Here is a 14,338-nt window from a genome sequence, read left to right as displayed (position 1 = left end):
TCGCGTTTTCCCTTATTTTTGTACTACGATATTTTCCTGCGAAGGATCAACATGCTGTAATTGCAGTTTTTCCGTTGCGATCCGTTCAACCCGGCTGTGATCGCCGAGCGCGTTTTCTTCAAGGATCAGATTTCGCCATTCAATATCCAGCGCATCGCGTTCCAGTACCATCTGTTCGCGCTGCGCAGTTAATAAACGGGTATGGTGAGCGGTGGTAACCACCATGACTGCCGTCACAATGATGCAAATGAACAAGCAGAGTGGCAGCTTCCCAAACCGCAAAAGATCGTCGCCGATCACGCCAGGCAAGGCATGGCGCTCGTTGCTTCCTAACGATCCCTTAACTTTGCTTAGGGTCTCTGTCACTCTGCTGATCATACGTTCGTCCTCTCTGCAATACGCAGCACTGAACTACGGGCACGTGGATTCTCTGCCACCTCTTCTTCGCCCGGCATCAACTTGCCTAATGCTCGCAACTGACGGCCTCCCAGCTTTCTGAGTTGTTCTTCCGTCATCGGCAGCCCAGCTGGAACCTGCGGACCGCGGCTCTGTTCACGCATAAAGCGTTTTACGATGCGATCTTCCAGCGAATGGAAGCTGATGATGGATAACCGCCCACCCGGGGCCAGCACGTCGAGCGAGCTTTTTAGCGCCAGCTCTATTTCCTCCAGTTCACTGTTTACCCAGATACGAACCGCCTGGAAGGTACGGGTCGCAGGATGTTTGTGCTTGTCCTTCACCGGCGTTGCCGCCGCGATGACTTCTGCCAGCTCTTTGGTACGGGTCATTGGCTCAACGCGGTTGCGCTCCACGATGGCGCGCGCAATACGTTTGCCAAAGCGTTCTTCACCGAAGGTTTTGATTACCCAGGCAATATCCGCTTCGTCAGCCGTTTGTAACCATTCAGCGGCAGACTGGCCGCGAGTGGGGTCCATACGCATATCCAGCGGTCCATCACGCATAAAGGAGAAGCCGCGTTGTGCATCATCAAGCTGTGGTGAAGAGACGCCAAGATCGAGGAGAATCCCGTCGATCTTGCCGGTCAGGCCGCGCTCAGCGACATAATCCGCAAGCGCAGAGAAAGGTCCATGCACGATGGAAAAGCGAGGATCATCGATGGTTTGCGCAACGGCAATCGCCTGCGGATCGCGGTCAATTGCCAGCAGGCGTCCTTCCGCTCCAAGCTGGGAGAGGATCAAACGCGAGTGGCCACCGCGACCAAAAGTGCCATCAATATAGATGCCGTCTGGACGAATATTCAGGCCGTTAACGGCCTCATCCAGCAGCACCGTTGTATGTTTATAATTTTCCATCATATTTATAGAGACAAGTCCCGCAGCCGTTCCGATAATGTTGCGGAATCAGACTGCTCAGCGTCGATATCTTCCTTGACCTGTTGATACCAGGTCGTTTCGTCCCACAGTTCAAACTTGTTGAACTGCCCGACCAGCATCACTTCTTTAATCAGACCGGCATGTTGCCGCAACACAGGCGCAATCAATAATCGCCCGGCGCTATCCATCTGACATTCACTGGCATGTCCCAATAACAACCGCTGCACGCGGCGTTCTTGCGGGTTCATGCTCGACAGTCGCGACAGCTTTTGCTCAATGATTTCCCATTCAGGCAAAGGGTAAAGCAGCAGGCAGGGGGAGTTGATGTCAATGGTGCAAACCAGTTGACCCGAAGCGTTCTCAATCAGCTGGTCGCGATATCGGGTTGGTACCGATAAACGCCCTTTGCTGTCGAGATTGACTAACGTTGCTCCACGGAACATGCCAGCCTCACCCCTCCTCACCACTTTAACCCACAAATTCCCACCTGAAGGAGTTTACGGAGCGAGGGAAAAGCTTGTCAAGCCAGGACTCTCTCTATAAGGACGCGAAAGCACCGTATTTACAGAGCAAGAGTGACCTGGCTAATAACTACACAACTGGCGAGGCAAAATTAACGTTATGAATATTTGTAAGAAAAAAACCGAATATGCACACGAGCGTTAAGACTCACTCAATATCATCGCAGGGAAATATAAAGTGTCAGTTTGCGACGCGGGCAGCATTTTAAGTCATATCGCCGGGGGATAACAGCACCAGATTAAGCGCAAGGCAATATGGATTCGTTCGTGTGCATTGAGGTCTGAAGGGGGGAGTAAAAAATGGCTGAATATTCATCGGCTGGCGGCTGTTTGTAACAAAACAATACAAAAGAATGCCCGTTAAAAATTATAATTGCGCTTTTTAACGCCAAAACGGATTCAGAAAATAGCCGGCTACGAATCTTAGAGATAAATCCTAATTTTTATCCGGGAATTATTTCCCGCAATAAATGCGCCGCAAAAGGGGCAGTTTTACCGCCCCTGTGGAAATATTAATGGCGGCTCAAAATCCCGCGCCGATAGAGATTACGTTTGATACGCGTAAGCCCGGGTTTCGGTTTGCGAGGTTCATCCAGGCTTGCCAGAACAATCTCAAGCACGCGCTCGGCGACGTCGCGGTGACGCTGAGCCACGGCCAGCACCGGACATTGCAGGAAGTCGAGCAGTTCGTTATCGCCGAAGGTCGCAATCGCCAGATCGGATGGCAGCTTGCCATCGCGACGTAACGTCACGTCCATCACCCCCTGCAACAGGGCAAACGAGGTGGTAAACAACGCCTGCGGCATCGGGTGCGTTTCCAGCCATTTCTCGAACAGCTGAGCAGCCGCTTCGCGCTCATAGCTGTTGGCATACAGATAATGAACGTCACGCGGATCGTCTTTCCACGCCGTACGGAACCCTTGTTCACGCAGGAAGCTCACGGATAGTTCAGGCAAAGCGCCAAGATAGAGCACCGTTTCCGCCGGGAAGGTACGCAGCTCGGCAGCCAGCATTTCTGCATCGTCCTGATCGGCACCTACGACGCTGGTGAAATGTTCGCGATCCAGCGCGCGGTCGAGCGCCACAATCGGGAAGGGATCGTTCGCCCAGCGCTGATAGAAAGGATGCTCGGGTGGTAAAGAGGTCGACACGATGATGGCGTCAACCTGGCGTTGCAGCAGATGCTCAATGCAGCGCATCTCGTTGTCGGGCTGATCCTCGGAGCAGGCAATCAACAGCTGATAGCCCCGCTGACGAGCCTGACGTTCAAGATAGTTGGCGATGCGGGTATAGCTGGTGTTTTCCAGATCCGGGATCACCAGGCCAATCGAGCGGGTGCGTCCGGCACGTAAACCTGCGGCGACAGCATTCGGATGGTAATTATGCTCACGAACGACTGCCATCACTTTCTCAACGGTCTTATCGCTGACACGATACTGCTTTGCTTTACCGTTAATCACATAGCTGGCCGTGGTTCTCGACACGCCGGCGAGCCGGGCGATTTCATCCAGTTTCACAATTGCCCCTCAAAAAAAGAAAAAAGTCCATGGCCCTGTCAAGGTTATGGTTAAATATTTTAACATCTAAACGCAGAATAGCTTTCACGGCAACCGCTTTTGTCCGCGTTGTCGGCGGATTACGCAAAAAAAAGCCCGGCTTTGGCTACCGGGCTGAAAGAGGCGAACCTTTTGCGCAACTAACGCATGATTTTATCGCCGCGCGAGAGGCCAACAACGCCAGAGCGCGCAACTTCAACAATTTTTGCCACATCCCTGACGGAGGCCAGGAACGCATCCAGCTTATCGCTCGTTCCGGCAAGCTGCACAGTATATATAGAAGGCGTGACGTCAATGATCTGCCCACGGAAAATATCCGTGTTACGCTTGACCTCTTCACGGCCGTAACCGCTGGCCTGAATTTTCACCAGCATCACTTCACGTTCGACGTAAGCCCCCTGCCCCAGCTCGCTGACGCGCAACACGTCCACCAGCTTGTGCAATTGCTTTTCGATCTGCTCAAGCACTTTTGCATCGCCGACAGTCTGGATCGTCATGCGTGAGAGCGTTGGATCATCGGTCGGCGCAACGGTCAGGCTTTCAATGTTGTATCCGCGCTGCGCAAAAAGCCCAATGACGCGTGACAGTGCGCCCGACTCATTTTCCAGTAATACAGATAATATCCGGCGCATATCAGGTTCTCTCCGTTTTGCTTAACCACATTTCATCCATACCACCGCCACGGATATGCATCGGATAAACGTGCTCTGTGCCGTCGACGATGACGTCCATGAAGACGAGGCGATTGTTTTTAACGTGCTCAAGCGCTTCGCCGAGCTTTGCTTCCAGCTCTGACGGATCGGTTACCCGCATGCCAATATGACCATAGGCTTCAGCCAGACGGACAAAGTCCGGAAGTGACTTCATATAAGACTGAGAGTGACGGCCGGAATAAATCATATCCTGCCACTGCTTCACCATACCGAGGTAACCGTTATTCAGGTTAAGCACCAGCACTGGCAACTCATATTGCAGCGCAGTAGAAAGCTCCTGAATATTCATCTGTATACTGCCATCACCCGTAACGCAGATAACCGTTTCGTTCGGCAACGCCAGCTTCACCCCCAGCGCGGCGGGCAGACCAAAGCCCATCGTACCGAGACCGCCTGAGTTGATCCAGCGACGCGGTTTATCAAACGGGTAATACAACGCAGCGAACATCTGATGCTGGCCCACGTCAGAAGTGACATACGCCTCGCCTTTGGTCAGACGCCAGATCGTCTCGATCACCGCCTGCGGCTTGATGTTCTCACTCTGCGTGTCGTATTTAAGGCACTGACGGCCGCGCCATTGTTCGATTTGCTGCCACCAGTCACGGATCTCATCCAGCGGTTGAGAGGCGGTCTCCTGCGCCAGCAGATCCAACATTTGATCCAGCACCTGTCGTGCGTCCCCCACGATGGGCACATCCGCCGGCACCGTTTTAGAGATAGAAGTAGGATCGATATCAATGTGCAGCACCGTCGCATTCGGACAGTATTTCGCCAGGTTATTGGTGGTGCGATCGTCAAAACGCACGCCGACGGCAAAAATCACATCAGAATGGTGCATCGTCATATTGGCTTCATAGGTGCCATGCATACCCAGCATGCCCAGCGCCTGACGGTGGGTAGCCGGGAATGCCCCCAGCCCCATCAACGATGACGCGACAGGAAGGTTCAGCTTCTCAATCAGTTCGCGTAGTTGCGTTTCACAGGCTGCATTGACGGCGCCGCCCCCCACATAGACTACGGGCTTTTTCGCAGCCAGCAGCGTTTGCAGCGCACGCTTAATCTGGCCTTTGTGCCCTTGCGTCGTCGGATTATACGAACGCATGCTCACCGACTCAGGCCACAGGTAAGGCAGTTTATTCGCGGGATTGAGAATATCTTTTGGCAGATCGACAACCACTGGCCCAGGACGACCGCTGGCGGCCAGCCAGAAGGCTTTTTTCAGCACGCCCGGGATATCTTCCGTTTGCTTAACCAGAAAGCTGTGCTTCACCACGGGGCGTGAGATCCCCACCATGTCGCATTCCTGAAACGCATCATAGCCAATCAGTGACGTCGCCACCTGTCCGGAGAGAATGACCAGTGGAATAGAGTCCATATACGCAGTCGCAATGCCGGTGATGGCATTGGTCGCTCCCGGCCCCGAAGTGACCAGCACTACACCCACTTCGCCCGTGGCGCGGGCCAGGCCGTCAGCCATATGCACAGCAGCCTGTTCATGACGAACCAGAACATGATCAATACCGCCTACCGTGTGCAGCGCGTCATAAATATCGAGAACCGCGCCTCCGGGATAGCCAAACACTTGTTTCACGCCCTGATCGATAAGCGATCGGACGACCATTTCCGCGCCAGACAACATCTCCATGCTTTGCCTCCAGGCTTTTGTTATAGACGGTCAACAGAATTCATTTCCGCGCCGTCTTCTGACAGGGTAAACCCATCTTATAATGTGCAGAGTGAGGGATACCTTAACCGCTCGTTATGAGGCAGGCAATTAGCAAACGGAATGCGAGAATGGGCAATAAAAGCAGAAAAAACAGCTATGAGACACGAATATGGTGAATTCATCTGGTATGAGGGGAGACGCTAATAATTCATCTCTTAAATAGAGGATGGATCAGGAAATCATCTATTTTTAAGCCTCCCTGAGTGTCTGAAAAAATGCGCACAGAACAAAATATTGCCTGCATAAAAAATCACAGAATAAACCGCATGGCACCATGCGGTTTATTCACCCTGACTTATCGACGACAAATATTGATCAGCAGCTCTTCCATCCACTGATGCCCTTTATCCCGCCCCGCCGCTTCATGCCAGGAAAGATAACAGGTACGGCTATTCAGCTTGAGCGGCAGAGGTAAAATTTGTAAGCTCAGCGAATCGGAGAACTCTTCAGCAAGCCAGCGCGGTGCAATAGCGACTAGCTGCGTCTGAGAAACGACATTTAAAACGCTGACCATCGCCATCCCCTGATAGGCCACGCTGGCTTGTTTATCGGCAGTGTCATACCACGGCTGACTGAACGAAGCATATCTGTCCAGAGCAACAACGGCATGCTGCTCGCTGTAAACATCGCTTTCACGCAGCGGCGAATTCATGCGTGGATGTTTTTTGCTGGCGACTAACACCATTTCATCTTTAAACAACGGAACACAGGCAAACTCTGGACGGCGAAACTCTTCGTAGCCCAGAACGAACTCCGTTTCCTGATAACGAAGCTGGTGCTCAGTGTTTTGATTTAAAGATGATTTAAAAACGAGATGAATATTAGGAGCAATCTGTTCAACTTTATTATATATAACAGACGTCAAATAATTGTCTAACGGACTGCAAACACAGAGATGGAAAACCCGCTCACTGCTTAAAGGTTCAAACCCTGAGCCGGGAAGCTCATTTTGAACCAGCTGTAGCGCCTGACGAACCGAACCGAATAGCTGGAATGCACGCGCTGTGGGCTGGATACCTCTTCCATACCGGACGAATAACTCGTCGTTAAACATCACCTTAAGTCTGGCTACGGCATTACTCACGGCAGGTTGAGACATTCCCAGAGATTGCGCTGCTCGCGTAATATTCTGCTCCTGCATAACTGCATCAAATACAGTTAACAGGTTGAGATCCACTGTGCGTAACTGAGGCTTAACCCCATCATAAGGCTGTGGTTGGTTAATATTATTTTCTGGCATTTCTGACTCCACTGTCACGCTAAATTCCCTTTGCCAAAGTACAGTAATAACTTCGAAAAATATGATTTACCATGCATATACAACAAGCGAAAGGAAATTATTTAAAATTCAGAATATATAAAGAACCCTCATTCAAGAGATGGCATTACGCATTCCCTAAATGAAGAGCTAAAAATCGTTCAAATGATATCTAAAACTTTAATGCATGCATGAAACCATAAAGCAGGCAAATACACAATCACCGCCTTAGTTAATAATAACTTAAGTAATATTAAACTATGCAGGGCAGACACAGCGATTTCATTAACAAAATGATATCACTATTGATAACTTTCCCACCCGTGATTCATTCATGGAACTTATAACTCAATGAAATTAAACATATTCCATTTCACAGCACATAGGTAAAATTACTGTGTTCAATTGCTACCAAGTATATTCAAATTATTCCAGAGATGAATCGCCAGTCCAATAATAGACAATTAAGTCGGTTAGCCACGTAAAAACCAGCACAATTAGCTAATGTGTTTATCCTGCGTTGAGTGGCCGTTTTACCTGAGAGGGGTTGACATGAGTCGGCGTATCCAGTACCACTAAAAGCATATCGCATTCATCTGGAGCACGATTCATGATTCGCACCCTTCGTTTCACCGGTCTACTACTACTAAACGCATCCACTGTGCGCGGTAGGCTGGCGGGCGAAATTCAGCGTTGAATCGTCTTCAGTAAAACTAAAAACCCGCGCCACTGCGCGGGTTTTTTTATGCTCGTAGCAAGGCGCCCTAAGACTGACAAGGACCTAACCCATGAGCCAGCAAGTCGTTATTTTCGATACTACTTTACGTGACGGTGAACAGGCATTACAGGCGAGCCTGAGTGTTAAAGAAAAACTGCAAATTGCGCTGGCCCTCGAACGCATGGGTGTAGACGTAATGGAAGTCGGCTTTCCCGTCTCCTCGCCGGGTGATTTCGAATCAGTACAGACCATTGCCCGCACCATCAAAAACAGCCGCGTGTGCGGTCTGGCTCGCTGCGTTGAGAAAGATATTGATGTGGCCGCGGAATCCCTGAAAGTTGCAGAAGCCTTCCGTATCCATACATTCATTGCCACCTCCCCCATGCACATTGCGACAAAGTTGCGCAGCACGCTGGATGAAGTGATCGAACGAGCGGTGTATATGGTTAAACGCGCGCGTAACTACACTGATGACGTCGAATTCTCCTGTGAAGATGCAGGCCGCACGCCGATTGACGATTTGGCCCGTGTAGTAGAAGCCGCGATTAATGCCGGAGCCAGAACCATCAACATTCCGGATACCGTCGGCTACACCATGCCGTTCGAGTTCTCCAACATCATCACCGGCCTGTACGATCGCGTGCCAAATATTGATAAAGCTATCATCTCCGTGCATACCCATGACGATTTGGGTCTGGCTGTGGGCAATGCCATCGCTGCCGTCCACGCCGGCGCGCGTCAGGTAGAAGGGGCAATGAACGGCATTGGTGAACGCGCCGGCAACTGCTCGCTGGAAGAAGTGATCATGGCGATCAAGGTGCGCAAAGACATTATGAACGTACACACTCGCATCAATCACAACGAAATCTGGCGCACCAGCCAGACCGTGAGCCAGATTTGCAATATGCCGATCCCGGCGAACAAGGCGATTGTTGGTACTGGCGCGTTCGCTCACTCCTCCGGTATTCACCAGGATGGCGTGCTGAAGAACCGTGAAAACTACGAAATCATGACTCCGGAATCCATCGGTCTGAACCAGGTTCAGCTGAACCTGACCTCACGCTCTGGCCGCGCGGCGGTGAAACACCGTATGGAAGAGATGGGGTATCAGGACAGCGATTACAACATGGATCAGCTGTACGACGCATTCCTGAAGCTGGCTGACAAGAAAGGCCAGGTCTTCGATTACGACCTGGAAGCGCTGGCATTTATCAACAAACAGCAGGAAGAGCCAGAACACTTCCGTCTGGACTACTTCACCGTTCAGTCAGGCTCAAGTGATATCGCTACCGCCTCCATCAAGCTGGCCTGCGGCGATGAAATTAAAGCGGAAGCCGCCAACGGTAACGGCCCTGTTGATGCCATTTACCAGGCGATTAACCGCGTCACTGAGTACGACGTAGAGCTGGTGAAATACGATCTGACGGCAAAAGGGCACGGTAAAGACGCCCTGGGCCAGGTTGATATCGTCGTCAACTATAACGGCCGCCGCTTCCACGGTGTGGGTCTGGCGACAGATATCGTCGAATCCTCCGCGAAAGCGATGGTGCATGTCCTGAACAACATCTGGCGCGCCGCCGAAGTCGAAAAAGAGCTGCAACGCAAAGCTCAGAATAAAGAGAACAACAAGGAAACCGTGTGATGTCGAAGAATTACCATATTGCTGTGTTGCCGGGTGACGGTATTGGCCCGGAAGTGATGGCACAGGCGCTGAAAGTACTGGAAGCCGTTCGTTCGCGTTTTGCGATGAAAATTACCACCAGCCACTACGACGTGGGCGGTATTGCCATTGATAACCACGGTACTCCCCTGCCGAAAGGGACTGTAGAAGGCTGCGAGAATGCCGATGCCGTTCTGTTTGGATCCGTGGGTGGCCCTAAGTGGGAACATTTGCCTCCAGCAGAGCAGCCAGAGCGCGGCGCGCTGCTGCCGCTGCGTAAACACTTCAAACTGTTCAGCAACCTGCGTCCGGCGAAGCTGTACCCGGGGCTGGAAGAGTTCTGCCCGCTGCGCGCGGATATTGCGGCCAACGGTTTCGACATCCTGTGCGTGCGTGAGCTGACCGGCGGCATCTACTTCGGTCAGCCAAAAGGCCGCGAAGGCAGCGGTCAGCATGAGAAAGCGTTCGATACCGAGGTCTATCACCGTTTTGAAATTGAACGTATCGCTCATATCGCGTTTGAGTCAGCGCGCAAACGCCGCCGTAAAGTGACCTCTATTGATAAAGCGAACGTGCTCCAGTCGTCTATTTTGTGGCGCGAAATCGTCAGTGAAGTTGCCAGGCAGTACCCGGACGTTGAGCTGTCACATATGTATATCGACAACGCAACGATGCAGCTGATCAAAGATCCGTCCCAGTTTGACGTGCTGCTGTGCTCCAACCTGTTCGGCGATATTCTCTCGGATGAGTGCGCCATGATCACCGGCTCCATGGGCATGCTGCCCTCGGCCAGCCTGAACGAAGAAGGCTTTGGCCTGTACGAACCGGCGGGCGGCTCCGCGCCGGATATCGCAGGTAAAAACATCGCCAACCCGATTGCGCAGATCCTCTCCCTGGCTCTGCTGCTGCGCTACAGCCTGGATGCAGGCGATGCAGCAACCGCAATTGAAAACGCCATTAACCGGGCATTAGAAGAAGGCGTCCGTACCGGTGATTTAGCACGCGGCACGGCGGCAGTCAGTACCGATGAAATGGGCGACATCATTGCCCGCTATGTCGCTGAAGGGGTGTAATCATGGCTAAGACGTTATATGAGAAGTTGTTTGATGCGCACGTTGTTTACGAAGCACCAAACGAAACCCCACTGTTGTACATCGACCGTCATCTGGTACACGAAGTGACCTCTCCTCAGGCATTTGACGGCCTGCGCGCGCATAAGCGCCCGGTACGTCAGCCGGGTAAAACCTTCGCCACGATGGATCACAACGTTTCCACCCAGACCAAAGACATCAATGCATCTGGCGAGATGGCGCGTATCCAGATGCAGGAGCTGATTAAGAACTGTAACGAGTTTGGCGTGGAGCTGTACGATCTGAACCACCCCTATCAGGGCATCGTCCACGTAATGGGGCCTGAGCAGGGTATTACTCTGCCGGGCATGACCATCGTCTGCGGCGACTCCCACACCGCGACGCACGGCGCATTTGGCGCCCTGGCGTTCGGGATTGGGACCTCTGAAGTTGAACACGTTCTGGCGACGCAGACCCTGAAGCAGGGCCGCGCCAAAACCATGAAGATTGAAGTGAAGGGGAAAGCCGCGCCGGGTATCACCGCGAAAGATATCGTGCTGGCGATTATCGGCAAAACCGGCAGCGCAGGCGGCACCGGTCACGTCGTGGAATTCTGCGGCGACGCTATCCAGGCGCTGAGCATGGAAGGTCGTATGACCCTGTGCAACATGGCCATTGAGATGGGCGCCAAAGCAGGCCTGGTGGCCCCAGACGAAATCACCTTCAACTATGTGAAGGGGCGTCTGCATGCGCCGAAAGGTCAGAATTTTGACGACGCGGTAGCGTACTGGAAAACCCTGAAAACGGACGAGGGGGCAATTTTTGATACCGTTGTGACGTTACAGGCGGAAGAGATCGCCCCGCAGGTCACCTGGGGCACCAACCCGGGCCAGGTGATTTCCGTCAACGACAGCATTCCAGACCCTGCCTCCTTTGCCGATCCGGTGGAACGTGCGAGCGCGGAAAAAGCGCTGGCCTATATGGGGCTCAAGCCCGGCGTGCCGCTGACAGACGTGGCGATTGATAAAGTCTTCATCGGCTCCTGCACTAACTCCCGTATTGAAGATTTACGCGCCGCCGCCGAGATTGCGAAAGGCCGCAAAGTGGCGCCGGGCGTGCAGGCGCTGGTGGTGCCAGGCTCCGGTCCGGTTAAAGCGCAGGCGGAAGCCGAAGGCCTGGATAAGATCTTTATCGACGCGGGCTTTGAGTGGCGTTTGCCGGGCTGCTCCATGTGTCTGGCGATGAATAACGACCGCCTGAACCCGGGCGAGCGCTGTGCCTCCACCAGCAACCGTAACTTTGAAGGCCGTCAGGGCCGCGGTGGGCGCACCCACCTGGTCAGCCCGGCAATGGCCGCCGCTGCGGCAGTCACCGGCCATTTCGCCGATATTCGCAGCCTGAAATAAGGAGACAATCATGGCAGAGAAATTTACCCAACATACGGGCCGGGTTGTCCCTCTGGACGCCGCTAACGTCGATACCGACGCGATCATTCCTAAGCAGTTTTTGCAGAAAGTGACGCGCACGGGTTTTGGTGCGCATCTGTTCAACGACTGGCGTTTCCTCGACGATAAAGGCGAAGTGCCCAACCCGGAGTTCGTCCTGAACTTTCCGGAATACAAAGGGGCATCCATTCTGCTGGCGCGGGAAAACTTCGGCTGCGGATCGTCGCGTGAACATGCGCCATGGGCATTGACCGACTACGGCTTTAAGGTGGTTATCGCCCCGAGCTTCGCGGATATCTTCTACGGCAACAGCTTCAATAACCAGCTGCTGCCGGTGACGCTGAGCGATGAAGAGGTTGATGAGCTGTTTACGCTGGTGCAGGCAAATCCGGGAATGTCGTTTGAGGTTGATCTGGAAGCGGAAGTGGTCAAAGCGGGTGACAAAACCTACAGCTTCAGCATTGACGCCTTCCGTCGCCACTGCATGCTGAACGGGCTGGACAGCATTGGCCTGACGTTGCAGCACGAAGATGCTATCTCCGCATACGAGAAAAAACAGCCCGCGTTTATGGGCTAAAGGCAATGGCCCGCGGTGCGCGGGCCATTGATAAGGGTGCGTTGAGGCTCAACCACTCTGGAGAGGCGGGGAACCTTCCCCCGCCAATACCGCTAACGTTTTGCTTCGTAAGCCAACACTGCCGCCAGCTCTGTTTTCTCCTGTCTGAAGTGCAGCTCACACAGCGAGTCGCGCACCATCCAGGTGAAGATCAACAGCGTCGTACAGATCAGAAACAAACCTAACAGCAGAGTACGTTTTGGCATTCCAGCCTCCTTATTGCTTTTCGGCAATGAAGAGACTAACCTCGCAATGATCGTTGTGAAGTTTGTCTCCCCATCAGTTTTTTGATGTGGGACTCTCCACTGTTTGCCTCTTGCGAAAGCCTGAGGCAAACAGCCTCAAGCACCCGCCACGCACTCTATGCGCCTTCTCGGCGCCTGTCAGAAAATCGTTTCATTTCGTGAAGCCGCCTTCCAGAATCAAACGTCTTTTACCCGACACGTCAACACCAGCGTGACAATCGAAATCGCTGCGATCACCCAGTACACGGATGCATGCCCATAGCTTTGCGACAGTGCCCCCTGAATCACCCCAGCCAGAATCACGCCGGTAGAGATACTGTTGGTAAACAGCGTGGTCGCGGAGCCTGCGCGCCCCGGCATTAAATCCTGGAACCAGAGCATGCCTATCCCGGCAACGATTCCGATAAACACCGCGTTAAACAGCTGTAACGCCAGCAAGGCTTCACGCGAATGGAACAGGATCAGCCCCGCGTAGAACAGTACCCCGGCCGCCACGGCGACGACCATCATCCGACGCTTTCCGAAACGTTTGACGTAGTAACCCGCCAGAATCATCGCCGGGATCTCCAGCCCGGCAGCGGTGCCCATCAGAATACCCGCCAGCTTGTCGGGCAGTCCCAGATCGCTGCTGATCCACAGCGGCATATCAATAATGTACATGGTGTTGCATGTCCACATCAGCGTGGAGGCGATAAACAACATGCGGACGTTTTTATCCTGCCAGCCGCTCACCTGCGTGATGGGCTTGTCCGTCACCTGCTCTACGCGCGCCACCGATGGCAGCGCAAAGGCTATCAGCGCCAGGCTAATGACAAAAATCCCCGCCGCGATGGAAAACATGGTGGTGAAGCCGTAGTTCAGCGCCAGCATAAACGCCAGCGGCGGACCGATGACCCACGCGAGAGAGAGCTGCGCACGCATCACCGAGCTGAACATCACCACTTCCCTCGCCGAGCTGTCGGCGTACTCCCGGGCCAGGGCGAACAGTTGCGGCATGGCGGTGTTCGCCAGAGAGGCCAGCAGCACGCCGCAGGTAATGAGCGTCAGGTAATGGCGGTTGAAGGCAAACAGCAGCGCGTTGCCCACGGCCATGGCGCAACAAAAGAGGATCAGCTTACGGCGATCGCCCTGGCTGTCGGATCGTTTCGCCAGCCACAGGCTGACGAGGATCCCGGCAATGGCGTTGACGGTGTAGAACAGGCCCACCCAAAACGGCTGCGCCCCCACCTCGCGGCTGAGAAACAGGCTCAACGTCGGCGCCTGTAGCGCGCCGGCCACGCCCATCATGAAGGCCACCAGCATAAAAGCGGCGTACACGCCATTCAGGCGTCGCCCCATCGTCATCAACCAGAGCATGCGGAAGTCCTTATGAAAGCGAATCGAAATTGGGTGAAATAGTAAACGAAAAAAGCCAGCAAAAAACATTTTGCTGGCGGGTGATTAGCACCAATACTCAGTCACACATGATCGAGGCGA

Annotated in this window: 14 protein-coding genes; 5 read left to right on the top strand and 9 right to left on the bottom strand. The window is 53.3% G+C overall.

Features of this window, described 5'->3' with window-relative positions; all coding sequences use genetic code 11:
• Positions 1-12 precede the first annotated feature (12 nt).
• From ftsL to leuO, 7 genes are all read right to left on the bottom strand, one after another.
• Complete coding sequence (gene ftsL, locus RS584_RS03630; protein WP_003856363.1) at positions 13-378, bottom strand: cell division protein FtsL; 366 nt, start codon at positions 376-378, stop codon at positions 13-15.
• Positions 375-1,316: a 16S rRNA (cytosine(1402)-N(4))-methyltransferase RsmH gene (gene rsmH / locus RS584_RS03625; protein WP_315748952.1), complete on the bottom strand. Its 942-nt coding sequence runs from the start codon at positions 1,314-1,316 to the stop codon at positions 375-377. The genes ftsL and rsmH overlap by 4 nt, the downstream gene beginning before the upstream one ends.
• 2 nt (positions 1,317-1,318) lie before the next feature.
• Positions 1,319-1,777: a division/cell wall cluster transcriptional repressor MraZ gene (gene mraZ, locus RS584_RS03620; protein WP_033486443.1), complete on the bottom strand. Its 459-nt coding sequence runs from the start codon at positions 1,775-1,777 to the stop codon at positions 1,319-1,321.
• 590 nt (positions 1,778-2,367) lie between these two features.
• Positions 2,368-3,372: a catabolite repressor/activator gene (gene cra / locus RS584_RS03615; protein ID WP_003856369.1), complete on the bottom strand. Its 1,005-nt coding sequence runs from the start codon at positions 3,370-3,372 to the stop codon at positions 2,368-2,370.
• A gap of 179 nt (positions 3,373-3,551) precedes the next feature.
• Entirely contained in the window at positions 3,552-4,043 is a 492-nt protein-coding gene (gene ilvN, locus RS584_RS03610; RefSeq protein WP_003856371.1) for an acetolactate synthase small subunit, read from the bottom strand.
• Position 4,044: 1 nt separating this feature from the next.
• Entirely contained in the window at positions 4,045-5,769 is a 1,725-nt protein-coding gene (gene ilvI / locus RS584_RS03605) for an acetolactate synthase 3 large subunit (RefSeq protein WP_315748951.1), read from the bottom strand.
• A 376-nt stretch (positions 5,770-6,145) separates the two neighbouring features.
• Complete coding sequence (gene leuO / locus RS584_RS03600) at positions 6,146-7,090, bottom strand: transcriptional regulator LeuO (RefSeq protein ID WP_193042058.1); 945 nt, start codon at positions 7,088-7,090, stop codon at positions 6,146-6,148.
• A gap of 628 nt (positions 7,091-7,718) precedes the next feature.
• Here leuO and leuL point away from each other — a divergent pair.
• The 5 genes from leuL to leuD all read left to right on the top strand — a co-directional run bounded on the left by leuL (position 7,719) and on the right by leuD (position 12,578).
• Positions 7,719-7,805 carry a leu operon leader peptide gene (leuL, locus tag RS584_RS23375; RefSeq protein WP_057979999.1) on the top strand — a complete coding sequence of 29 codons (87 nt, stop codon included), beginning with the start codon at positions 7,719-7,721 and terminating at the stop codon, positions 7,803-7,805.
• 91 nt (positions 7,806-7,896) lie between these two features.
• Positions 7,897-9,468 (top strand): 2-isopropylmalate synthase, encoded by a 1,572-nt coding sequence (leuA, locus tag RS584_RS03595; protein WP_193354472.1) that lies wholly within the window; start codon positions 7,897-7,899, stop codon positions 9,466-9,468.
• On the top strand, positions 9,468-10,559 hold the full coding sequence (gene leuB, locus RS584_RS03590) for a 3-isopropylmalate dehydrogenase (protein WP_033486442.1): 1,092 nt from the start codon (positions 9,468-9,470) through the stop codon (positions 10,557-10,559). Before leuA ends, leuB begins: the two co-directional genes overlap by 1 nt.
• A gap of 2 nt (positions 10,560-10,561) precedes the next feature.
• Positions 10,562-11,962 carry a 3-isopropylmalate dehydratase large subunit gene (leuC, locus tag RS584_RS03585; RefSeq protein WP_315748950.1) on the top strand — a complete coding sequence of 467 codons (1,401 nt, stop codon included), beginning with the start codon at positions 10,562-10,564 and terminating at the stop codon, positions 11,960-11,962.
• A 10-nt stretch (positions 11,963-11,972) separates the two neighbouring features.
• Positions 11,973-12,578, top strand: a complete 606-nt coding sequence (gene leuD, locus RS584_RS03580; protein WP_315748949.1) for a 3-isopropylmalate dehydratase small subunit — start codon at positions 11,973-11,975, stop codon at positions 12,576-12,578.
• A 92-nt stretch (positions 12,579-12,670) separates the two neighbouring features.
• Here leuD and RS584_RS03575 read toward each other — a convergent pair whose 3' ends face one another.
• Both RS584_RS03575 and RS584_RS03570 read right to left on the bottom strand, forming a co-directional pair.
• On the bottom strand, positions 12,671-12,823 hold the full coding sequence (locus RS584_RS03575) for a Hok/Gef family protein (protein ID WP_010427008.1): 153 nt from the start codon (positions 12,821-12,823) through the stop codon (positions 12,671-12,673).
• A gap of 216 nt (positions 12,824-13,039) precedes the next feature.
• Positions 13,040-14,218: a sugar efflux transporter gene (locus tag RS584_RS03570; protein ID WP_315748948.1), complete on the bottom strand. Its 1,179-nt coding sequence runs from the start codon at positions 14,216-14,218 to the stop codon at positions 13,040-13,042.
• Positions 14,219-14,338 lie beyond the last annotated feature (120 nt).

This window comes from Enterobacter sp. DTU_2021_1002640_1_SI_PRY_ASU_LCPMC_013, from assembly GCF_032389435.1.
GTDB classification, from domain to species: domain Bacteria; phylum Pseudomonadota; class Gammaproteobacteria; order Enterobacterales; family Enterobacteriaceae; genus Enterobacter; species Enterobacter hormaechei_C.
The sequence above is the reverse complement of the archived record's forward strand: the minus strand, read 5'-3'. Positions and strand labels throughout refer to the sequence as shown.